23 protein-coding genes, 2 tRNA genes and 1 pseudogene are annotated in these 20,681 nt (G+C 69.4%); 15 read left to right on the forward strand and 11 right to left on the reverse strand.

Annotated features, from left to right (window positions below; translation table 11 throughout):
- Positions 1–551 precede the first annotated feature (551 nt).
- The gene (ppk2, locus tag A5728_RS00855; protein ID WP_172644385.1) at positions 552–1,463 is read right to left on the reverse strand and encodes a polyphosphate kinase 2; all 912 of its coding nucleotides are present in this window, start codon (positions 1,461–1,463) and stop codon (positions 552–554) included.
- Between the two features lie 204 nt (positions 1,464–1,667).
- Here ppk2 and A5728_RS00860 point away from each other — a divergent pair, with 204 nt between their 5' ends.
- Positions 1,668–2,699 carry a 6-phosphofructokinase gene (locus tag A5728_RS00860; RefSeq protein ID WP_064845240.1) on the forward strand — a complete coding sequence of 344 codons (1,032 nt, stop codon included), beginning with the start codon at positions 1,668–1,670 and terminating at the stop codon, positions 2,697–2,699.
- A gap of 72 nt (positions 2,700–2,771) precedes the next feature.
- Here the strand turns inward: A5728_RS00860 and A5728_RS00865 are convergent, their stop codons facing one another.
- The 3 genes from A5728_RS00865 to A5728_RS00875 form a co-directional block, all read right to left on the reverse strand.
- Entirely contained in the window at positions 2,772–3,995 is a 1,224-nt protein-coding gene (locus A5728_RS00865) for a folate-binding protein YgfZ (RefSeq protein WP_064845241.1), read from the reverse strand.
- Entirely contained in the window at positions 3,992–4,600 is a 609-nt protein-coding gene (locus A5728_RS00870; protein WP_035959982.1) for an FABP family protein, read from the reverse strand. Before A5728_RS00870 ends, A5728_RS00865 begins: the two co-directional genes overlap by 4 nt.
- 115 nt (positions 4,601–4,715) lie before the next feature.
- On the reverse strand, positions 4,716–5,324 hold the full coding sequence (locus tag A5728_RS00875; protein WP_035959995.1) for a hypothetical protein: 609 nt from the start codon (positions 5,322–5,324) through the stop codon (positions 4,716–4,718).
- A gap of 181 nt (positions 5,325–5,505) precedes the next feature.
- Between A5728_RS00875 and A5728_RS00880 the strand changes: the two genes are divergently transcribed.
- The 7 genes from A5728_RS00880 to asd all read left to right on the forward strand — a co-directional run bounded on the left by A5728_RS00880 (position 5,506) and on the right by asd (position 11,405).
- A complete protein-coding gene (locus tag A5728_RS00880) occupies positions 5,506–6,195 on the forward strand; it encodes a response regulator transcription factor (RefSeq protein WP_064845242.1) in 690 nt (229 codons plus the stop codon).
- 32 nt (positions 6,196–6,227) lie between these two features.
- The gene (gene mshD / locus A5728_RS00885) at positions 6,228–7,139 is read left to right on the forward strand and encodes a mycothiol synthase (RefSeq protein ID WP_064845243.1); all 912 of its coding nucleotides are present in this window, start codon (positions 6,228–6,230) and stop codon (positions 7,137–7,139) included.
- Positions 7,140–7,213: 74 nt separating this feature from the next.
- Positions 7,214–8,164, forward strand: a complete 951-nt coding sequence (locus A5728_RS00890) for an NUDIX hydrolase (protein WP_064845244.1) — start codon at positions 7,214–7,216, stop codon at positions 8,162–8,164.
- Between the two features lie 137 nt (positions 8,165–8,301).
- Positions 8,302–9,120: a thymidylate synthase gene (locus A5728_RS00895; protein ID WP_064845245.1), complete on the forward strand. Its 819-nt coding sequence runs from the start codon at positions 8,302–8,304 to the stop codon at positions 9,118–9,120.
- Positions 9,117–9,863 carry a dihydrofolate reductase gene (locus A5728_RS00900; RefSeq protein ID WP_082943127.1) on the forward strand — a complete coding sequence of 249 codons (747 nt, stop codon included), beginning with the start codon at positions 9,117–9,119 and terminating at the stop codon, positions 9,861–9,863. Before A5728_RS00895 ends, A5728_RS00900 begins: the two co-directional genes overlap by 4 nt.
- A gap of 33 nt (positions 9,864–9,896) precedes the next feature.
- Positions 9,897–10,241, forward strand: a complete 345-nt coding sequence (locus A5728_RS00905; protein ID WP_082943131.1) for a GNAT family N-acetyltransferase — start codon at positions 9,897–9,899, stop codon at positions 10,239–10,241.
- A gap of 27 nt (positions 10,242–10,268) precedes the next feature.
- Positions 10,269–11,405: an aspartate-semialdehyde dehydrogenase gene (gene asd / locus A5728_RS00910; protein ID WP_082943128.1), complete on the forward strand. Its 1,137-nt coding sequence runs from the start codon at positions 10,269–10,271 to the stop codon at positions 11,403–11,405.
- A 67-nt stretch (positions 11,406–11,472) separates the two neighbouring features.
- Here asd and A5728_RS00915 read toward each other — a convergent pair whose 3' ends face one another.
- The 6 genes from A5728_RS00915 to A5728_RS00940 all read right to left on the reverse strand — a co-directional run bounded on the left by A5728_RS00915 (position 11,473) and on the right by A5728_RS00940 (position 14,753).
- A complete protein-coding gene (locus A5728_RS00915) occupies positions 11,473–11,880 on the reverse strand; it encodes a PGPGW domain-containing protein (protein ID WP_064845248.1) in 408 nt (135 codons plus the stop codon).
- 178 nt (positions 11,881–12,058) lie between these two features.
- Entirely contained in the window at positions 12,059–13,192 is a 1,134-nt protein-coding gene (locus A5728_RS00920; RefSeq protein ID WP_064845249.1) for a UDP-N-acetylmuramate dehydrogenase, read from the reverse strand.
- An 11-nt stretch (positions 13,193–13,203) separates the two neighbouring features.
- Positions 13,204–13,686, reverse strand: a complete 483-nt coding sequence (locus A5728_RS00925) for a MaoC family dehydratase (protein ID WP_064845250.1) — start codon at positions 13,684–13,686, stop codon at positions 13,204–13,206.
- A complete protein-coding gene (locus A5728_RS00930) occupies positions 13,683–14,132 on the reverse strand; it encodes a MaoC family dehydratase N-terminal domain-containing protein (protein WP_064845251.1) in 450 nt (149 codons plus the stop codon). Before A5728_RS00930 ends, A5728_RS00925 begins: the two co-directional genes overlap by 4 nt.
- A gap of 422 nt (positions 14,133–14,554) precedes the next feature.
- Positions 14,555–14,628: transfer RNA gene (locus A5728_RS00935), tRNA-Met, on the reverse strand.
- Between the two features lie 53 nt (positions 14,629–14,681).
- Positions 14,682–14,753 (reverse strand) — tRNA-Thr (locus A5728_RS00940).
- A gap of 85 nt (positions 14,754–14,838) precedes the next feature.
- Here A5728_RS00940 and A5728_RS14620 point away from each other — a divergent pair.
- The 5 genes and pseudogenes from A5728_RS14620 (at position 14,839) to A5728_RS13880 (ending at position 16,901) form a co-directional block, all read left to right on the forward strand.
- Positions 14,839–15,114 carry a hypothetical protein gene (locus tag A5728_RS14620; protein WP_156523325.1) on the forward strand — a complete coding sequence of 92 codons (276 nt, stop codon included), beginning with the start codon at positions 14,839–14,841 and terminating at the stop codon, positions 15,112–15,114.
- Positions 15,018–15,541: pseudogene (locus tag A5728_RS14365) on the forward strand (FAD-dependent monooxygenase). Before A5728_RS14620 ends, A5728_RS14365 begins: the two are co-directional and overlap by 97 nt.
- A 12-nt stretch (positions 15,542–15,553) precedes the next feature.
- Complete coding sequence (locus A5728_RS00955) at positions 15,554–16,105, forward strand: hypothetical protein (RefSeq protein ID WP_064845254.1); 552 nt, start codon at positions 15,554–15,556, stop codon at positions 16,103–16,105.
- Positions 16,106–16,258: 153 nt separating this feature from the next.
- Positions 16,259–16,732, forward strand: a complete 474-nt coding sequence (locus tag A5728_RS00960) for a hypothetical protein (protein WP_156523327.1) — start codon at positions 16,259–16,261, stop codon at positions 16,730–16,732.
- Positions 16,722–16,901, forward strand: coding sequence for a hypothetical protein (locus tag A5728_RS13880; RefSeq protein WP_156523328.1), 180 nt, complete (start codon positions 16,722–16,724; stop codon positions 16,899–16,901). The genes A5728_RS00960 and A5728_RS13880 overlap by 11 nt, the downstream gene beginning before the upstream one ends.
- 301 nt (positions 16,902–17,202) lie before the next feature.
- Here the strand turns inward: A5728_RS13880 and A5728_RS00965 are convergent, their stop codons facing one another.
- Complete coding sequence (locus A5728_RS00965; protein WP_064845256.1) at positions 17,203–18,681, reverse strand: sugar transferase; 1,479 nt, start codon at positions 18,679–18,681, stop codon at positions 17,203–17,205.
- A 510-nt stretch (positions 18,682–19,191) separates the two neighbouring features.
- On the opposite strand from A5728_RS00965, the gene A5728_RS00970 reads away from it, so the two are divergent.
- Positions 19,192–19,818: a 50S ribosomal protein L25/general stress protein Ctc gene (locus A5728_RS00970; RefSeq protein ID WP_064845257.1), complete on the forward strand. Its 627-nt coding sequence runs from the start codon at positions 19,192–19,194 to the stop codon at positions 19,816–19,818.
- A gap of 182 nt (positions 19,819–20,000) precedes the next feature.
- On the forward strand, positions 20,001–20,588 hold the full coding sequence (gene pth, locus A5728_RS00975) for an aminoacyl-tRNA hydrolase (protein ID WP_064845258.1): 588 nt from the start codon (positions 20,001–20,003) through the stop codon (positions 20,586–20,588).
- Positions 20,589–20,681: the final 93 nt, after the last annotated feature.

Consider the following 20,681-nt stretch of genomic DNA (forward strand, 5'->3'; position numbering starts at 1 on the left):
AAGTACCTCTCGACGGCAGGTGGTGAGGACACCCCGCAGGCGAGTGCCCGGGGTGTGCTCGAAAGAAAAGCGGCTCAAACGGAAAGAGCCGGCGGCCGCGGCCACGTGGGCCCTCACCATGGGGTCGTGACCCATGGCCGCCGGATCGGGAGGCACGAGGGACTGGGCGTCCGTGAGGTGCGGGGACGGGGCGTGCAGGGCGTGACCGTGGGCGTGGGCCGTCCCGACCACGTGGCAGGACGGCCCCGCGGCATGACCGCCCAGCGAGAACGGCGCGTGGAAGGGCAGCTGGCTCAGCGCCACGACACACGCGGTTCGTACGGCGCCGAGACGCCGCCCGGCGAGAAGCACGCACACGAGCCCCGCGATCGAGAGGGTCAACGCCAGGAGGGCCACGTTCGGCGGGTTCGGGTCCACCGCGTAGTGGGACGTGGCCTCGCACAGGGTGGATACGCCAGCGGCCGCCCAGCCACGAATCAATCAGGCCAGGCGGCTCACGGGGGTGGAGCCAACCATGGACGCTTCCGGGGGACGGTGGGAGGAGCCGGGTGTCAGTCGTCCACGGCGTCGCGGCCGCGGCGCACGATCAGCGGGTCTGGCGGGTACACCACGGAGGTGTCCTTGTCCTCGTAGTCGAACTGGTTGAGGAAGAAGCGCATGGCGTTGAGGCGGGCGCGCTTCTTGTCGTTGGACTTGATGGTGATCCACGGGGCGTGGTCCGTGTCCGTGCGGCGGAAGGTCTCCTCCTTGGCCACGGTGTAGTCCTCCCAGCGGTCCAGGGACGCGAGGTCCATGGGCGAGAGCTTCCAGCGGCGCACCGGGTCGATCTGGCGGATCGCAAAGCGCGTGCGCTGCTCGTGCTGCGTCACCGAGAACCAGAACTTGGTCAGGTGGATCCCCGAGTCCACGAGCATCTTCTCGAACACGGGCGCCTGCAGCATGAAGCTCTCGTACTGCTCGTCCGTGCAGAAGCCCATCACGCGCTCCACGTTGCCGCGGTTGTACCACGAGCGGTCGAACAGCACGATCTCACCGTTGGTGGGCAGGTGCTGGATGTAGCGCTGGAAGTACCACTGGCCCTGCTCGCGGTCCGAGGGCTTGTTCAGAGCCACCACGCGGGCGGCGCGGGGGTTGAGGTGCTCGGTGAAACGCTTGATGGTCCCGCCCTTGCCCGCGGCGTCCCGGCCCTCGAACACGATCACGTGTTTGAGGTCGTTGTCCTGACCCCAGTACTGGAACTTCAACAGTTCGATCTGCAACTGGTACTTCTCGAGCTCGTAGTCCTCGCGGGACATCCGCTCGTCGTACGGGTACCCCTCACGCCACGTCTCCACCGCGCTTCCACCCGGGTCGATCAGATCGGGGTCCGGGGACTGCCCGTCCCGCACGGTGTACCCCTGGTCCACGAGCTTGTCGATGAACTCGCGCAGGTTCTCCCGGGCCGGTTCTTGCTGGGCGGTCATAACGTCCTCCTGGTGGCCTGACATCGCGAACGGCGTGTTCACAGATCCTCCCCCGATCTTAGTTGTCCACATTAACCACGGGTGGACGGGACCCACCATGTGCCGCGCATCCGTTCATTCGGTGTCCCGGGCAACGCCGAGCGCGCTTCACTAGGATGGAAGGGGAACAACGAGACGACACGACAGAGGGGAACTGAGGCACACATGCGAATCGGGCTCATGACCAGCGGCGGGGACTGCCCCGGACTCAACGCGGTGATCCGCGGCGCGGTGTTGCACGGCATCAAATCCTTCGATCACGAGTTCGTGGGCTTTCGGGACGGCTGGCGCGGCGTCGTCGAAGGGGACATCATCGACCTGCCGCGGCAGAGCGTACGCGGCCTCGCGCGCCAGGGCGGGACCATCCTGGGCACCTCGCGCACCAACCCCTTCGACGGCCCCCAGGGCGGTCCCGAGAACATCGCCAAGGTCCTGGAGGGTCAGGGGATCGACGCCGTGGTCGCGATCGGCGGCGAAGGCACCCTGGCCGGCGCCAAGCGGCTCGCGGATGCGGGGCTGCCCGTGGTGGGCGTGCCCAAGACCATCGACAACGACCTGCAGGCCACCGACTTCACGTTCGGTTTCGACACCGCGGTCTCGATCGCAACGGATGCGATGGACCGGCTGCGCACCACCGGCGAATCGCATCACCGGTGCATGGTCGCGGAGGTCATGGGCCGCCACGTGGGCTGGATCGCGCTGCACTCCGGCATGGCCGCCGGCGCGCACGCCATCCTGATCCCCGAATTCCGGGAGTCCATGGAGCAGGTTTCCGAGTGGGTCCGTGAGGTCCACGAGCGCGGCCGCTCACCGCTCGTCGTCGTGGCGGAGGGCTTCATCCCCGACGACCGCGAGGAGGCCATCGCGGGCAAGGGCACCGAGGCGTCCGGGCGCCCGCGGCTGGGGGGCATCGGGGACTTCGTGACGCGGGAGATCGAGGAGAACACCGGCATCGAGACCCGCAACACGATCCTGGGTCACATCCAGCGCGGTGGCGCGCCCACCGGCTTCGACCGTGTCCTGGCCACGCGACTGGGGATCGCCGCCGTGGGAATGGCCACCGAGAAGCAGTGGGGCAAGATGTGCGCGCTGCGCGGCACGGACGTGGTGCGCGTGGACTTCTCCGAGGCGCTCGACGGGCTCAAGGTGGTACCGCAGGACCGCTACGACGAGGCCAAGGTGCTGTTCGGTCGCTGAGCCCCGACTCGTGGTGACGCCCCGTTCCCCTCCGAGGGGAACGGGGCGTCACCACATATCAGTCGTGTTAGGTCAGAGCCGCATTCCACCGCCGCGCGGACCGCGCATGAGCCCCTGGGCCCGGCCCACCACGGACCCGGCATCCGGGGGGACCACCACGGTCTGGGCGGCGGCCCACTGTTCGGCGGGTGCGTCCGCGGACGTGCCGCCCGCGGCGTCGTCGGACGCGCCGTTGCCGTTCGATGCGGCCTCCTCCGAGCCCTGCACGACGGTGTCCCGCACGGTGAGCACCGCGTCCGGGGCGACCGAGCGTTTGAGCACGGCGAGCGCGATGGGGCCGGCCTCGTGGTGCAACTGGGCCGCGGTCACGCGACCCACAACCTTGCCGTTCAGCTCGACCGTGGCCCCGGGGCCCGGGAGCGTGTGCTGGGAACCGTCCAGGTCCAGGAACGTGAGCCGGCGCGGCGGGTGGCCCAGGTTGTGCACGCGGGCCACGGTCTCCTGGCCCTTGTAGCAGCCCTTGGCCAGGTGCACGGCGGTGCGCATCCAGTCCAGTTCGTGCGGGATGGTCTTCTCGTCCGTGTCCGCGCCCCAGCGCGGCCGCCAGGCCTCGATCCGCAGGGCCTCCGCGGCCCACGAACCGGCGAGCGAGTACCCCTGTTCCTCGAGAGCCGCGACCGCGGTCTCCAACGACGCGAGCGGAATCAGGTGTTCGTACCACGAGCGCGCGGCACCCGGGTGGTCCTCGGTCACGGCGTAGGCGTGACCGCCCGCGCCGACGCCCGGCCACGGGTCATGCCACACCAGCACGGGGTTGGTCTGGGCGGGAAGCAGCTCACGAAGGTCCCGCGTGGCGACGAGCACCGCCCAGCGGTCACTGACGTCCTCGATCTCCACCCGCAGGGCGAAGCGCATGGTGGTCAGCCAGTCGACGAGCCCTGCGGCCTCCCGGGCCTCGGTGATCAACCACGTGGTCCCGCCATCGTCAACCACGTGCGGAGCGAATTCCACGCGGCCCTGGATGCTCAGGAAGAGGGTTTCGGTACTGACTCCCGGGGTCAGTCCGGTGAGCACCTGCGACGACAAGGTGGTGAGCCAGCTCAGTCGATCGGGGCCACTCACGGTCACGACGCCGCGCTGGGACTGGTCCACCACGGCCCTCCCCCGGGCCAGGGCGCGCTGTTCGTGCACGGGGGCGCCGTAGTGCGCCGCGACCCCCTCGTCCAGCGCTTCCGCGGTCACGGCACCGTGGCGGTGCAACAGGACGGAGGAGTATGAGGGTGCGGTGTCAGTCACTTCTGGGGTTCGACCTTGCTCAGTTCGGCGGAAGCGTGCGTAGCGAGTTCGTGGCCCTGCGCGGCCATGTCCCACGCCCACATGAGGTGGTTGTTGACGAGCCCGTAGAGCCGGGTCCCGGAGACGTACTCCTTGGCACCGCGGGCGCGGATCACGGCGTCCGTGCTGAGGTCCACGCGCGGGCCCTTGATCTGGCCCAGGTACAGCTCGGCGACGCCGCCGGGCTGGGCGATCGTCACGGAGATGTCGAAGCCGCCGTCCGCGTTGCGCAGGTCCTCGACGTCCTGTGCGGACTTGAGCACGGGCACGGGGTCCGGCGGGAGCATCCCGGGTCCGATGTCGCCGTCCTCACGAGGACGGGCGAGCTCCCAGAACCCTTGTTCGTACGTGGCCTCGCGCTGGGGTTCGCCCTCTTCGTTGAGCAGCGTGGTCTGCGCGCGGTAGATCATGAACGGTAAGCCGGTCTGTTCGAACGTGACGCGTTGCCGGAAGGCACGCTGTTCGGCGTCGCCGTATCCCATGAAGCCGTTGCCCTCCCACGTGCCCAACAGCCATGCGAAGGGAACGAGTTCGGGGGTCAGGTCCGTGGGGATCTCGACGGGCACGAGTTACAGCTGGCCCTTGAAGAGGCTGAACACGACCTTCAAGGAGATTCCGAGGATGCACAGGCCCGCGAGGCCGAGCAGGACGAGGTAGAAGATTTCGAGAGCAAGCATGGCTTCACGCTACCACGGCGGCCAGTAGCTGGGTCGCGAAAACGGCCACCATACCGAACAGTGCCACGGGTGTGACACCGAGCGTGATCATGCCCCTGCGGCGCAGGTTCTCGGGGGCCGCGGAGATCACGCGGGCACCGGCGACCACCAGGATGATGGTCAGCGGGGCGCCCACGCCCGCGACGGTGAGCCACCTGCTCAGTCCCTGGTCGTGGGCCACGCGGGAGAACGCGATCCACCCCGAGGCGGCAACCGCGGCCAGGACCCCCGTCGCGGAGGCCAGCGCGGATTCCAGACGGTATTTGGCGCCCTCCCCCCGCACGAGTTCGGCCACGCACACGGCCATGAAGGACACACCGATGATCGCGGGCAACCACACGAGGCGCTGGGACGGGACGAGTTGTACGAGCAGGCACGCGAGGGTGCCGGCCACCGCGATGAGCACGTTGTGCCGGCGCCGCGCCTGGATCCCCGCGGCGGCGGGCCACCCCACACCGATCGTCACGGCCATGGCCACGGACACGAGCAGCGGCGCCCACGAGCCGATCACGCCCGCCGTGAGCGCGAGGACGAGCGCCACCACGGCGGCGACGATGATGCGCGCGTACTTCATGGCGGGGTTCCTTCGGGGCCGAGGGCGGGCGGTGTGGTGCGTACCCGTTTCAGCGTAACCGGCGCGGGCCTCGCGGCGGGTCACGTCTACCCCCGCACGTCCACGGGGCCCGCCTATACTGGCCCGGTCATCGGCCGTGCCCGCGCGGGAGCGGTCACCTCGCGTCCGAGCGGATTCCACAGTGACCCACATCGCCCTGCTCAGCACCGCCTCCCCCGCCATGGAGTCCGCGCTGCCCGCGCTCGAGCTGCTGCCGCACCGGGTGCGGGTGCACGCCCCGGACGAGAGCAGTGCACTGACCGGGTCCGCGCGCCCGGACGTGGTGATCGTGGACGGCACCCGCAACCTCGTGACGGCTCGCAACACGGCCGTCTCCCTGTCCGGGCTCGAACGCCCGCTGCCCGTGCTCGTGACGGTGACCGAAGGCGGGATGGCGGCCGTGGCGCCGTCATGGTGCGTGAGCGACGTCCTGCTGCACACCGCGGGACCCGCCGAGATCGAGGCGCGGTTGCGCCTCGCGCTCGCAGACGCCGGGACGAACGCGCTCGAGAACGACGACGCCGTGATCCGCGCCGGGGCCGTGGTGATCGATGAGAACTCCTACACCGTGAAACTGGGCGGGCGGGCCCTGAACCTCACGTTCAAGGAATTCGAGCTGTTGAAGTTCCTGGCCCAGCACGCGGGCAGGGTGTTCACGCGCCACCAGTTGCTCTCCGAGGTGTGGGGCTACGACTACTACGGCGGGACGCGCACGGTGGACGTCCACATCCGTCGGCTGCGAGCCAAACTGGGTGCGGATCACGAGCACCTGATCACCACGGTGCGTAACGTGGGGTACAGCTACACCGCGGGCAGGGACCAGACGCCCTGATCGCGCGCCATGACCCACCGAGGAGGCATCCCATGTCCGTGACCGTGACCGCCCACGGCGACATCCCGTTCCCCGACGACCTCGTGGCGCTCGCCGAGCGCGCCCACGCCGCGGACGGCGAACCGCCGTTCTCCGACCAGACCCTCGTGGACGTGCGCTCCGGCCGTGCGGGGGTCACGTGCGTCGCGGCCACCGACGGCGAGCGCCTCGTGGGTGCCGCGGTGGTCGTGCCGCAGCCGGATCGCGCGTCCACGTACACGGTGGAGCTCGTGGTGGACCCCGAGCACCGCAACCGGGGTGTGGCCACGGCGATCGCGGGGCAGCTGCGCGCTCAGCTGGACGGCACCGTTGAGGCCTGGGCCCACGGCAACCACGTGGCCGCGCAACGCCTCGCCGAGCTCCACGGCCTCGAGGCCGTGCGGGACCTCTACCAGCTCAAGCGCGCCGTGGCCAGCGCCGAGGACGTCCCCCTGCCCGTGGACCTACCGGAACATCTCGAGATCCGGGCGTTCGAGGTGGGCCGGGACGAGCAGTCGTGGTTGCGGGTCAACGCCGCGGCGTTCGCCGAGCACCCCGAACAGGGCCGCATGACGCTCGCCGATCTGCAGGAACGCGAGAACGAGTCGTGGTTCGATCCCCGGGGTTTCCTGCTCGCGGTCGCCGCGGACGACCCGGACGACGTCGCGGGCTTCCACTGGACCAAGGTGCACCCGGCCTCGGGGGACGCCGCGGCCATCGGTGAGGTCTACGCCGTGGGGATCGCCCCGGACCACCAGGGCCACGGACTCGGCCGCGCCCTGACCGCGGCGGGCATCAACCACCTGGCCGAACAGGGGCTGGACGAGGTCATGCTGTACGTGGACGCGGACAACCCCGCGGCCATGGCGCTGTACGAATCCCTGGGCTTCGAGCGCTGGCACGTGGACGTCATGTACCGCAGCTGAGACGGCTACGATCGTTACCGAACCCCGCCCGCGCCGCGCGGTCGAGTCGAGCGTCCGACTACGGAGAGCAGGTCATGGCGAAGAACAAGACCCTGAGCAAGTACGACATCCTCGCCGCCGGCTGTGTGTGCTGGCGGGTGGTGGACGGCGAACTCCAGGTGTTGGTCATCCACCGCCCCCGCTACGACGACTGGTCCTGGCCCAAGGGCAAGCAGGACGACGGCGAGACGCTGCCGGAGACGGCCGTGCGCGAGCTGCGCGAGGAGACGGGGTTGCACATCACCCTGGGAGTCCACCTCGCGGACACCGAGTACACCGTCCGCGGTCATGACAAGCTCGTGCGCTACTGGGCCGCGGAGGTCTCCCCGTTCGCCCACACGTCCCCGGAGGACGACGAGGTGGACCGGATGAGCTGGTTGCCCGTGGCCCGGGCCCGCTCGATCCTGACCAACGAGGACGACACCGCTCCCCTGGACGAACTCGCCCGCCTGTACGCGCGGGCCTCCCTGGCCACCCGCCCCGTGATCGTGATCCGCCACGCCAAGGCCAAGCCGCGTTCCTCCTGGCAGCGCGCCGAGGGGGACCGCCCGCTCGCCGCCACGGGCAAGCGTCAGGCGCTCGCCGTGACCCGGTTGCTCGCCGCGTGGCAACCGAAGCGCGTGGTGACGTCCCCGTGGTTGCGCTGCATCTCCACCGTGGTGCCCTACGCCAAGAAGTACGGGATCAAGGTCAAGGAGCGCTCACAGCTGACGGAGGCCGCCCACAAGCGCCATCCCAAGCGCGCGGCCCAGGTCACCGAGCAGCTCTTCGACACCGAGCGTCCCGTGGTGCTGTGCACCCACCGCCCCGTGCTGCCCACCGTGTTGAAGGTGCTCGCCAAGCACCTGCCGCCCGCGCTCGCAGCGCAACTGCCGGACGCGGACCCGTACCTGAGCCCCGGTCAGATGATCGTGCTGCACATGCCCCGGGCCTCGCAGAGCGCCCGCGCCGTGGGCTTCGAGATCATTTCCCCGTTCGACGACTGACACCACCCCGACCGCCGGGCCCCCGGCCCGCGTTCATGCCCACGCCGACGCCGCTGTCCCCACCCGGGCGCGCCCCGACCGTTCGTGAGGTGCGCGCCGCGCGGAGGCCGCCGCAGCGGCGTCGTGAGAGGAGACCCATGCCCATCCCCACTCCCTACGAGGACCTCCTGCGGGACGTGCTCGAGAACGGGACCCCCAAGACGGACCGCACCGGCACGGGGACGCTGTCGGTTTTCGGACGCCAGATCCGCTACGACCTGGGCGGCTCCTTCCCCCTGCTGACCACCAAGCGCGTGCACTTCCGCTCGGTGGCGCTCGAACTGCTGTGGTTCCTCTCTGGCTCCTCCAACGTGCGCTGGCTGCAGGAGCGCGGGGTGAGCATCTGGGACGAGTGGGCGGATGAGAACGGGGACCTGGGGCCCGTCTACGGCGTGCAGTGGCGCAGCTGGCCCGCCGGGCATGGGGAGACGATCGACCAGATTGCCCGCGTAGTCGAGTCCATCCGCACCACTCCGGACTCGCGCCGGCACATGGTCACCGCGTGGAACCCCGCGGAGGTGGACCGGATGGCGCTACCCCCGTGCCACGCGCTATTCCAGTTCTACGTGCAGCCGCGCGAGGACGGTCCGGACGCCCTGAGCTGCCAGCTGTACCAGCGTTCGGCGGACCTGTTCCTGGGCGTGCCGTTCAACATCGCGTCCTACGCGCTGCTCACCGTGATGATCGCGCAGCAGTGCGATCTGGTCCCGGGTGAGTTCGTGTGGACCGGGGGTGACTGCCACATCTACTCCAACCATTTGGAGCAGGTGCGCACCCAGCTCGCGCGTGAGCCCTACCCGTACCCCCGGTTGCAGTTGCGCCGGCGTCCGGAGTCGATCTTCGACTACGAGTTCGAGGACTTCGAGGTGCTCGACTACCAGCACCACCCCGGTATCAAGGCCCCGGTGGCGGTATGAACGGGGACGTCGTGAACGGGCGAGGCTCGGACGCACTCGCCGCGATCGTGGCTCCCGCAAAGGGTGAGCGGCGCCCGAACGGCGGGAGCAACGTCGCCGTGGGCGGGATCTGGGCGCAGTCCCCGGACGGCGTGATCGGGGCGGACGGCAGCATCCCGTGGCACGTGCCCGAGGACCTGAGGTTCTTCTCCCGCACCACCGTGGGGCACCCGGTGATCATGGGTCGGCGCACGTGGGAGTCCTTCCCGGAGCGTTTCCGGCCCCTGCCGGGGCGGCCCAACATCGTGATCACCTCCCGTCCGGACTCGGTGCCCGCGGACGGTTCGCGGGTGTGGGCCGTGGACTCGTACGACGCCGCCGTGGCCCTCGCGCTGCGCCTGCTGCCCCCGGCCCCCGGCGCCGATGATGCCGCGCCCGCCGGGACCTCGTCGCGCACCGACGCTGCCTCCTCGGACGGGCCATCCCTCGTGCCGGGGACCGCGCGCGAGATCTGGGTGATCGGCGGCCCGGGGGTGTGGCGCGAGGCCGCCGCGTACGCTCCGCTGCCCCTGACCCGGGCGCTCGTGACCACCATCGAGCTGGACGTCACCGGCGACACCCACGCCCCACACCTCGACGACGAGTGGGCGCGGCGCGAGGTCGCGGGCTGGGCCGAGTCCGCCAAGGGGGTCCGTTACCGGATCGACGAATACACGCGCGGTGCCGCGACCGGGACCGTGACCAGGGGCGATGGGATAGCGTGATGGGACACACAGCTCGAGATGGAGGTCCCCACCGTGACGACTGAACCCACACCGCAGATCAACAACAGCCCAGACCTGAAGGTCGTCCCCAACCACGACGCTTCACGTTACGAATTGTGGGACGGGGAGCAGTACATCGGGTTCCTGGGCGTGGAGGTGCTCGAGGACGGCACCGTGGACCTGCAGCACACGATCATCTCGGAGGCCTTCGGCCGCCGCGGATACGCGCGGACACTGGTCACGCGCGTGCTGGACGACTACCGGCAGCGCGGCCTCAAGGTCCGGGTCACGTGCAGTTACATCCAGGACTACATGCGTCGCTTCCCGTCCTACCGGGAGCTGCTGGCCACCACCCCGGACCCGCGGACTCGGGGCTGAACACGGTGCCTCGCTAGACTGGGGGGCATGACTTCACAACCCGCCGCCGTAGGTTTCATCGGATGGCGCGGCATGGTGGGCTCCGTGCTCATGGACCGCCTGCGCGCCGAGAACGATTTCGCCCAGCTCGATCCCGTGTTCTTCTCCACCTCCAATGCGGGGGGTCCGGCCCCCTCGGTCGGGAGCGCCGGGGATCCTGGTGTGCTGCAGGACGCCCACGATCTCGAGGCACTCTCCAAGTTGCCCATCCTGGTCACGACCCAGGGCGGGGACTACACCAAGGCCGTGCACAGTGAGCTGCGCAAGAACGGCTGGGACGGCGTCTGGATCGACGCCGCCTCCACGCTGCGCATGAACGACGACGCCGTGATCGTGCTGGACCCCGTCAACCGGGACGTCATCGACGCCGCCCTGGACCGCGGCGTCAAGGACTTCGTGGGAGGCAACTGCACCGTCTCGTGCATGCTCATGGGGCTGGGCGGGCTGTTCCGCAACGAGCTCGTGGAATGGGCCACGTCCATGACGTACCAGGCCGCTTCCGGCGGCGGTGCGCGCCACATGCGCGAGGTCATCCAGCAGTTCGGGGACATCCACGCGAGCGTCGCCGACCCGTTGGCGGATCCCGCCTCCGCAATCCTGGAGATCGACCGCGCCGTGCTCGCCAAGCAGCGCGGCGGTGAGCTGGACACCACCCAGTTCGGGGTCCCGCTGTCCGGGTCCCTGATCCCCTGGATCGACGCCGATCTGGGTAACGGCCAGTCCCGCGAGGAGTGGAAGGCCGAGGCGGAGACCAACAAGATCCTGGGCCGCTCCGGGGACCGGACCATCCCGGTGGACGGGTTGTGCGTGCGGATCGCCGCGATGCGTTCCCACTCCCAGGCGCTGACCGTCAAGCTGCGCGAGGAGGTCCCCGTCGCGGAGATCGAGCGCTTGCTGGACGCGGACAACGAATGGGCCACCGTGGTGCCCAACACCAAGGAGGACTCCATGCGGGACCTCACGCCGGTGGCCGCCTCCGGGTCCCTGCAGATCCCGGTGGGTCGTATCCGCACCATGTCCATGGGTCCGCAGTACATCTCCGCGTTCACCGTGGGCGACCAGTTGCTGTGGGGCGCGGCGGAGCCCGTGCGGCGCATGCTCAAGATCGCCACGGGAACCCTCTGATCATGAGGTTCTGATCCGGGCGTTTCGGTGCGCGCGTTGATCCGCGCGTTTGGTGGGGTTCCCGGACCTAGCGAGGATCATCAGGGGTCGTGGCCCGCATGTGCCGCGGCCCCTGCACCATGGTGTGGGGCTTGTCCCGGGCACGCCGGTAGCGCCACTGCGCCATGATGTTGGCCCACCACCGCCACGCACGCAGCGCGACTTGCTTGATCCGCTGATTCAGCCGGTGGGCCCATTCGAACTCGGTGCTCCAGATCCCCAGCCCCAGGAAGATCGCAAGCCACCCGGGCCCGGGCGTCACGAGCATCACGATCCCCGCGAGCACGAACACCCCGCCGAGCACGATCACGGTGGCCTTGTGCAGGACCCGCAGCACGGGGTGGCGCTCGGACCACGCGCGCAGCCGCAGCACCGCCCGGTGCACCCGGCCCCCGCGTTCGCCGCGCTCGATCTCCTCGTGCAGCTCGGAACTCATGCGCGCGTCCCACTCAGGTGGTGCGACGCGCCGGCGCAACCTGCCCCGCGTGGCCCGTTTGTGCGGGGCGCACTGTCGGCCCAGCTCAGCTCGCGCGTCCCGCACATGCGGTGCGCCGTGCCGACGCCGCTCGCCCCGATCATCACGACTGTTCCGTTCGCCCCATGGGTCGCGCTCGTCAGAGCGACAGCCCGATCAGCACGGGCTCGGGGGCCAGTCGTACGCCGAAGACCTGTTCCACGCCGCGCTGTACCGTGCTCGCGACGGCGGCGACGTCCTCCCCGGAAGCGGTGCCCCGGTTCGTCATGGCCAGCGTGTGCTTGCCGGACAGCGCCGCGCGTCCTCCGGCGACCTCCCCGCCGTCCAGGTCCAACAGCTCGTTTCGGGTGCCCAGCAGCCCGAATCCCTTGCCGAAACCGGCGTGGTCGATCAACCACGCCGCGGAGAATTTCACCGCGCCGGGAACCTCCTGTCCCCTGGCGTCCAGGACCGGGTAGCGGGGGGCGTCCGCGGGGATCCGATCCGTGAGTTCGTCCTCCGGGACCACCGGATTGGTGAAGAAGGACCCAGTGCTGAACGTGTCCCTGTCCTCGGGGTCCAGGACCATGCCCTTGCCCGCTCGCAGTCGCAGCACGGTGTCCCGCACGGTCGCGAGCGGTGCGCTCTGGCCCGTCTCGACCCCGAGAGCGGCGGCCAACTGGGCGTAGCGCACGGGCATCGACTGCTCCTGCCTGCGCAGGCGGAACGTCACGGACAACACCACGTAGCGCGGTGAACCGTGAGTCATGCTGCGTTTGAGCAGGGAGTCACGGTAGGAGAATTCCAGGTCCGCGAAACCGAACGTGAGCTCCTTCCGGGCTTCCCGGTCCCACACCCGCACCCGCACGATGCACTGGGAGACCTCCGCGCCGTACGCGCCCACGTTCTGCACGGGCGTGGCACCCGTGGTGCCCGGGATCCCGGCCAGGGTCTCCAGACCGGCCAGCCCGCGCTGCACCGTCTCCCGGACGGTGTCCTCCCACGGCTCTCCCGCGGCGACGTCCACGAGCGCCGTCTCCGAGTCGCGGTCGGCCGAGCCGTCCTCGTCCGTGACCGTGATCCCGCGTGTGGCCACGTGCACCACGGTTCCCGCGAACGGCTGATCGGAGGCGAGGATGTTGGAGCCGCCGCCCACGATCAACACGCGCTCACCGGCGTCGTCGGCGTAGGAGACCGCGTCGACGAGTTCCGCTTCCGTGGTCACCTCCACGACCTTCTCTGCGGGGCCCCCCACGGCCGTGGTCGTGAGGTGGGACAGGCGTGCTGCGTTCATGAGGCACCACTCTAGTGCGGGAACTGCACAACCGCCTGAGCCTTGACGAGCACCTTGAGCTCCTTGGCCTCGGCCGGATCCGTGTCCGGTTCGGAGAGGTCCGGAGCGGTCACGGTGAGGTCCACGCGCACCGAACGCGCCTCGGGATCCACGACTCCGATCACCCCGCTCACGGTCAGCGCGGTGCCCGGGACCACGCGGTCCTCGAACGCGTTGGGGACCACCACGGGCTTGCTGAACCGGGTCTGGTAGTCCACCACGGCGCCGGGATCGCCGGCCCACTCGGTCACCAGCGCCACGGCCGCACCCATGGTGAACATCCCGTGGGCGATCACGTTGGGCAAGCCCACGCCCTGCGCGAAATCCTGGTTCCAGTGGATCGGGTTGAAGTCACCAGACGCGCCCGCATAACGCACCAGGTCCGCGCGCGAGACCTCCACGCGGCGCTCCCCGATGGACTGACCCTTCTCGAGCTCGTCGAACGTGATGTTCACTGGTCCTCCCCGCGTACCAACAGCGACGACACGGTGGTCGCCACCTTCTCCCCCGACACCGTGGTGATCTCCACGCGAGAGGTCACCATGGCCCCGGATCCCAGGGGACGCACGTTGTCCACCGTGACCGCGGCGGTCAGCTCGTCCCCGGCGACCACGGGGCGGTGATGCGTGAACCGCTGGTCCGCGTGCACTACGCGCGAGAAGTCGATCCCGGCCTCGGGATCGTTGACCAGGGCGGCGTCGGCCCGCTGGGACACAATGATCGCGAAGGTGGGCGGGGCCACCAGGTCCGCGTACCCGGCAGCGCGCGCCGCGGCGACGTCGTGGTGGGCGGCATCCGTGGCGTGGACGGCGCTCGCGAACTCGCGGATCTTCTCGCGGCCCACGAGGTACGGGGGGATGGACGGGTAGGTCCTGCCCACCACGTCGGCGGATATGGCCATGACTCTCCTCGATCGCTGGGAAGAATTTCTCCCAGAGTACTGGGCGAGCGGGCCCGCACGAACTACCGGGGCCGTGCACGCGCTCGTCCAGCCGCGCCCTTCTCGGTGGGTCGCTGTGCCAGCATTGATCCGCTACCCGATATGGTGCCTCGCCCCTCCGACGTCCGATTGTGACCGCCCGCCCCGGAGGCTGCTCCGGAGTGCGGCGCCCTGTTCCTCGAGTGGAACAGGGCCAAGCAGCCGCGAGGTGAATCGGGCTCGTCCGCGAGTCGACCTGACGGACGGGTGGCTCAGCAATCGGCGAGGAGGTCGCCCGTTCCCGGACTGCTCAGGAGCGGGTGGTGCGGGACCGGCTGTCCCGGAGCAATTGTGCCCGGGGACGACGAAGGCGCCGCTCCCCGAGGGGAACGGCGCCTGAACGGTAGCGGTGGACGGGCTCGATCCGTCGACCTCACGATTATGAGTCGTGCGCTCTAACCAGCTGAGCTACACCGCCACATCATGGATGAAACCCACGGTTCGCAAAGAGCCGCAGGTTCTCATCATGAGAGCCCCGACCGGGAATCGATCCCGGGACCTCCATCTTACCAAGATGGCGCTCTACCACTGAGCTATCGGGGCAACGCGGAATACTCTAACAGGAGATGAGCGGGTCGCAAAAACGAGCACCTCACCCCACAAGCCGCGCCGATTCACCCGCCACGGCGTGCTCTTTGATGAGCCAGCGGGCCTCGGGGGCGTCCTCCCGACCGACCGCTCCCACGAGCTCATGGTCAGCAACGTGTGGGCCACGTCCTTCGCGGACACCGAGATCGCGCGCCGCAAGGCGTGGGGCGGGCGTGACGACCTGCGGGTCGCGTACGACACCGCGAACCCCACGACCATGTGCAACATCGGCCAGCACGATCTGGAACCCATCCTGCGGCCGCCGGCGAGCGCCACGGGGCGAGCATCCGGTTCGGTACCAAACTGCTCGAACTGACCCAGGACGACGCCGGTGCCACGGCCGTGATCCGCGACCGCGCCAGCGGCGAGGCCGCCACGGTGCGGGCAAGTACGTGATCGGCGCGGACGGCGGGCGTTCTTTCGTGGGCCAGCAGGCTGGGACAGGGATGGAGGGAGAGACCGGTCTGGGGTACGCCGTGAACGTGTGGTTCGAGGCGGATCTCACCAAGTACCGCGAGCACCGCCTGGAGACACTGTTCTTCTCCATGCAGCCGGGACGCGATGTCTGGCTCGACTCCGGGACGTTCATCACCGTGCATGCGTGGGACGAGTGGGTGCTGATCGTGATGTATGACCCGGCAGTCGAGCAGATCGATCTCGGTGAGGACGCCATGATGGAGCGCGTCCGCAAGAACATCGGGGACGACTCGGTGGAGATCAGGATCAAGAACATCAGCCAGTGACAGATCAACCATGTGCTCGCAGAGACCTACCGCAAGGGTCGGGCCGCGCTCGAGGACTTCTTCGCGGACACCCCGAGCGGTGAGAAGCGCCGCGATGAGGTGCAGAAGATCCTCGACGACGCGGACTGCCGGTTCAACGCCCACGGCGTGGAGATGAACCAGCGCTACACGTCCTCGGCGGTGCTCGAGGACGGGCCGATGCTGGCGTTCGTGCACGATCACGAGTTCGTCCACCAGCCCCTGGCGCACCCCGGGGCCGTGGTGCCCCGCGTGTGGTTGAAACAGGACGGCCGCCGGGTCTCCACGATCGATCTGGTGGGCCGCGGGCGGTTCACCCTGCTGACCGGGATTGGCGGGGCGCCGTGGCGCGAGGCCGTTCGCGTCGTCGGCGAGGAACTGGGTCTGCAGATCGCCGTCCACGGCATAGGTGCGGGACAGGACCTCGCGGATCCCACCGCCGAACTGCGCGCCGCGCTGCACAGCATCCTGGGCACCCCCGCAAGGGATGCACCCTACGCCCAGAACGCCCCCGCCCGGGGCGAACTGCTCACGGAAGGAGCCTGATCATGGCCCTGGGACTGTTGGTCATGAGCCCGACCCTGGGGCTGTAGCTCTTCGGCTGAGGCACGAGAACCACCACTGCAGCATCACCGAGGCGGAGCTCGCGCACCGCGTCACGAGTGACCCCGAGAAGTGGGGACCAAGGCGGGCCCGCCCATGGCTGCGGACCGCGCCGGGATCTCGTCCGCACCGATCGTGGACGGGCACACGTACCTGGTCGATTGCGGACGCGCCTGCGTGACCCAGTTCCACAAGGCGGGGCTGAGCTTCGCGTCCCTGCGGGGGATCTTCCTGACCCATCTGCATGCCGATCCCGTGGCCGACTACTTCAACGACTTCATGATGGCGTCCACGACGGGCCGAAAGAACGGGGACGTTATCCCCGGCCAGCTCGCGGTGTACGGTCCCGGGCCCGCGGGCGGTCTGCCGGAACCGTTCGGGGGTCGGCCGGTGGGGATCGCGAGCCCGGAGGAACCCACACCGGGCACCAAGTCCATGACCGCGCACCTGCTGCGGGCGTTCGCCTACACGAACAACATCTTCATGCGGGACGAGGACGTCCGGGACTACGACTCCCTCGTGGCCGTCAACGAGATCATGCCCCCCGCACTCCGCCCACGTGATGGTTGAGGACATGGGACCCGTGGCGCAGGCCTCCCATGTGGACCACCTGGTGCTCTCGCACATCGAGAACACGGGCGGCACCATCGATCCCGTGGAGTGGCACCGGCTGGCCAGCCGCGGCTACGACGGCGCGGTGACCGTGGGGCAGGACCTGCAGATCATCACGGTGGCCTGAGCCGCACGCGTCAGCGCACCTCACACCTCACGGGAACATGAGAAGCAGAAAAGGGCCGTGGGGGGGGGGGGGGGGGGCGCGCCCCCCCCCGGGGGGGGGGGGGGCCGCCCCCCCCCCCCCCCCCCCCCCCCCCCCCCCCCCCCCCCCCCCCCCCCGCGCGGCCCCCCCCCCCCCCCCCCCCCCCCCCCCCCCCCCCCCCCCCGCACTAGAAAGTGTAAGTGGTCACCCAGGAATTTGAGGTATCCCACACGCAACGGGCATCACGATTGCATTTCGAGAAGAAATACTTCTGATTTCGACCTCAGTAGGCGCCTTCGGACGCGAAGACCGCACGCACGGTACGCAGCATGATCACCATGTCCTGCACCGGCGACCAGTTCTCCACGTAGTACAGGTCCAGGCGCACGGTCTGGTTCCAGTCGAGGTCCGAGCGACCGGAGACTTGCCACAGGCCGGTGATCCCGGGCCGCACACGCAAGCGGCGGTAGACGTGCTGCTCGTACTTGTCCACCTCGCTGGCCAGCGGCGGGCGGGGCCCCACGAGGGACATGGTGCCGTTGAGCACGTTGATGAACTGCGGCAGCTCGTCCAGGCTGAACCGGCGCATCCACTTGCCGGGTGCGGTCACGCGGGGATCGTCCTTCATCTTGAAGAGCACGTCCCCCTGGGACTCGTTGGCGGCCATCAGGGCGGCCTTGCGTTCCTCGGCGTCCGTGTACATGGAGCGGAACTTGAGCATCCGGAACCGGGTGCCGTCGATCCCCACGCGCTCCTGCGCGAAGAACGCGGGACCGCCGTCGTGAGCCTTGACCAGGATGCCCAGCACGAGCATGACGGGGAAGAGGATGATCAGCGCGGCCAGGGCCCCGGTGACGTCGATGATGCGTTTGACGATCTTCTTGGCCCGGGTGAAACGCGGCGTGGCCACGTGGATCAGCGGCAGACCCACGAGCTGCTGGGTGTGGATGCGGGGTCCGGCCACGTCCGTGAGCCCGGTGTTCATGACCAGTCGGATCCGCTCGTCCGCGAGCGCCCAGCCCAGGTGGCGGATCTCGGTGGTGTTCAGGGGCACCGCGGCGGCCATCACGAGCGTCTCGATGTCGTGCTCGCGGCACGCCTGCATGATCCCCTGGACGCTCGGGCGTTCCTCCGGCGCGAGTGCGTTGACGGGCACCCGCACGGAGTGCAGGGACTGCGGCAGCTGGTGGTGCGAGGTGGGCATGTAGACAGCCACGGGGTTGAACCCCGCGTCCGGCCGGCTCTGCAACTCACCCACGAGTTCCACCGCACCCGGGAAACGGCCCACCACCATGGTGCGGGACATGTTGAGCCCGTTCTTGCGCCGCTGCATGAGTTGACGCCGCGCCCACATGCGTCCTGCGAGAAGGGTCAGGGTCCCCAGGGGCAGCGCGATCAGGATATACCCGCGCGCCGTGGGCACGTTGAAGGCGTAGGAGGCGATGGCGATCGCGGCGAACAGCGCGAGCGAGGCCGTGACGAGCTGCTTTGCCTCCTCCGCGCCGTTACCGATCAGGCGCACACCGCGAGTGCCGCGCAGCTCGAGCCACAGCCACCACCCCACGGCCAGCAGCAGCCCCACGAGCCAGTAGGGCACGGGCAGCACGTCCACCTGCAGCAACCCCTGCAGCCAGCCGAACCGCAGGGCCTGGGCCGCGGCGAGCGCGAGCACCAGGGACAAAGCGTCGTAGATCCTCAGTTTCGTCTGGTAGCTCTCGCGCCACGACAGGTGCTTGTGTTTCTGGCTTGCATGTTGGAACACGGTCGACGAACCTTCCCCCAAAAACCGTTCGACGGCGAGACGCCCCACGCGCTCGCTCCGATGCGTGGACCGTTCCCAACGAGTCCCCGCACCGCGGTGTTCATCTCCCCCGAGATTTACGCCCGCTAATCAGTCAACATACCCTCTCACCTGCCCGAATACCCCCTAAATTCACGAATCGGTACAGAATTGAGGACATGTGACGCTCTTGACGGGGCCGCGTCGTCGCCCGCTTGGGGGTCAAACCCGGAGGCGGTGCCGGGGGTGGGGCACGTGCTATCGTGGGCCCGTTGCCAAGGCGAGGGGGCGGTCGTCCCGCCCCGTTATCGACGACGGCTTGTGGATCCTTACGATCCATCGCGACCGGTGAGTGCATCCCGGGCGGTGGGCGAGTGGGTACCGCACCACGTCGGTCGTAACAACGTTCGGGACGCACGGTGCGAGCACCTCCACCGTGACTCGGACGGTCTGACGGTAACCAACCAGACCCACGATCGAAGGAGAACCACCATGGTGGACGTCATCACCATTCCCGCGACCCTGCGCACCGAGTTCGGCAAGGGCTACTCCCGCCGCGTGCGCGCCAACGACCAGATCCCCGCCGTGATCTACGGCCACGGTGCCGAGCCGCTGCACGTGATCCTGCCGGGCCACGAAATGATGCTCGCGTCCCGTAACTCCAACGCTGTGCTCGAGATCGACGTGGACGGCGAGGGCCACCTCGCGATGATCAAGGACGTCCAGCGCCACCCCGTGCGCCCTGAGATCCTGCACATCGACCTGCTGACCGTGCGCCGCGGTGAGCGTGTCGAGGTCGAGGTCCCCGTGACCGTCGAGGGCGAGGTCGCCGCGACCGCCGTGCACAACGTGGAGGAGAACGTCCTGCTCGTCGAGGCCGACGCGCTGAAGGTTCCCGAGAACGTCGTCGTGGACATCGAGGGCCGCGAGGCCGGCGAGCACGTCTACGCCGCGGACGTGACCCTGCCCTCCGGTGTCACGCTCGTGTCCGACCCCGAGCTGCTGGTCATCAACGTGTCCGAGCCCGTGGAGCAGGACCTGGGTGAGGAGCCGGAGGCCGAGGACGCCGAGGGCGAGACCGCGCAGGAGTCGGCCGGGGAGTCCTCGGACGACGAGTGATCCGAGTGATCGCCTGTCCGTAACGGGTTGAGGCGATGTGATGAGCGGCGGCAAGCACCACGTGTGCCTGCCGCCGCCGTCGTCCCCGGGTCCGGACACGGCCCCGGCAACGAACAATCCGACACCCGATACGGTGCGGGACGAACGAGCGGGGCCGCCCCGCCCGGAAGAAGGGACACGAGATGACGCAGCGCACGCTGGTCGTGGGACTGGGCAACCCGGGGGACCGTTACGCGGGGACCCGGCACAACGTCGGTGCCATGGTCGTGGCCGAACTCGCGCAGCGCGCCGGCGTGAAACTCTCCGCTCACAAGGCGCGCGCCGCCGTGGCGGAGACCCGGATGCGTCCGGGGGCGCCGCGACTCGTGTTGGCCCAGCCCCTGAGCTACATGAACGTCTCCGGGGGGCCCGTGAGCGCGTTGGCCAAGTACTATTCCCTGGGCGCGGACGAACTCGTGGTGGTCCACGACGACGTCGACCTGCCCTTCGGCGCCGTCAAGCTCAAGTGCGGTGGCGGGGAGGGCGGTCACAACGGGTTGCGGGACATCACCAAGGCCATGGGCGGGCCCGGTTACGCGCGGGTGCGCGTGGGCGTGGGTCGACCCCCGGGACGCATGGACACCGCGGACTACGTGCTCAAACGCTTCTCCGGCGCGCAGGCGAAGGAGCTGCCCCTGCTCGTCTCCGACGCCGCCGACGCCGTCGAGATGCTCAGCGAGCGGGGCTTGACCGCCGCGCAGCAGTACTTCCACCCGCGCAACCCGGCCTGACCGCCCGGCACGAGTAACGCGCCCGCTCCCCGGATCGGGGGGGCGGGGGGGGGGGGGGGGGCGCGGGGGGGGGGGGGGGGGGCGGGGGGTGCG

Origin of the sequence: Kocuria sp. ICS0012, assembly GCF_001665945.1 — a bacterium.
Lineage (GTDB): Bacteria > Actinomycetota > Actinomycetes > Actinomycetales > Micrococcaceae > Kocuria > Kocuria marina.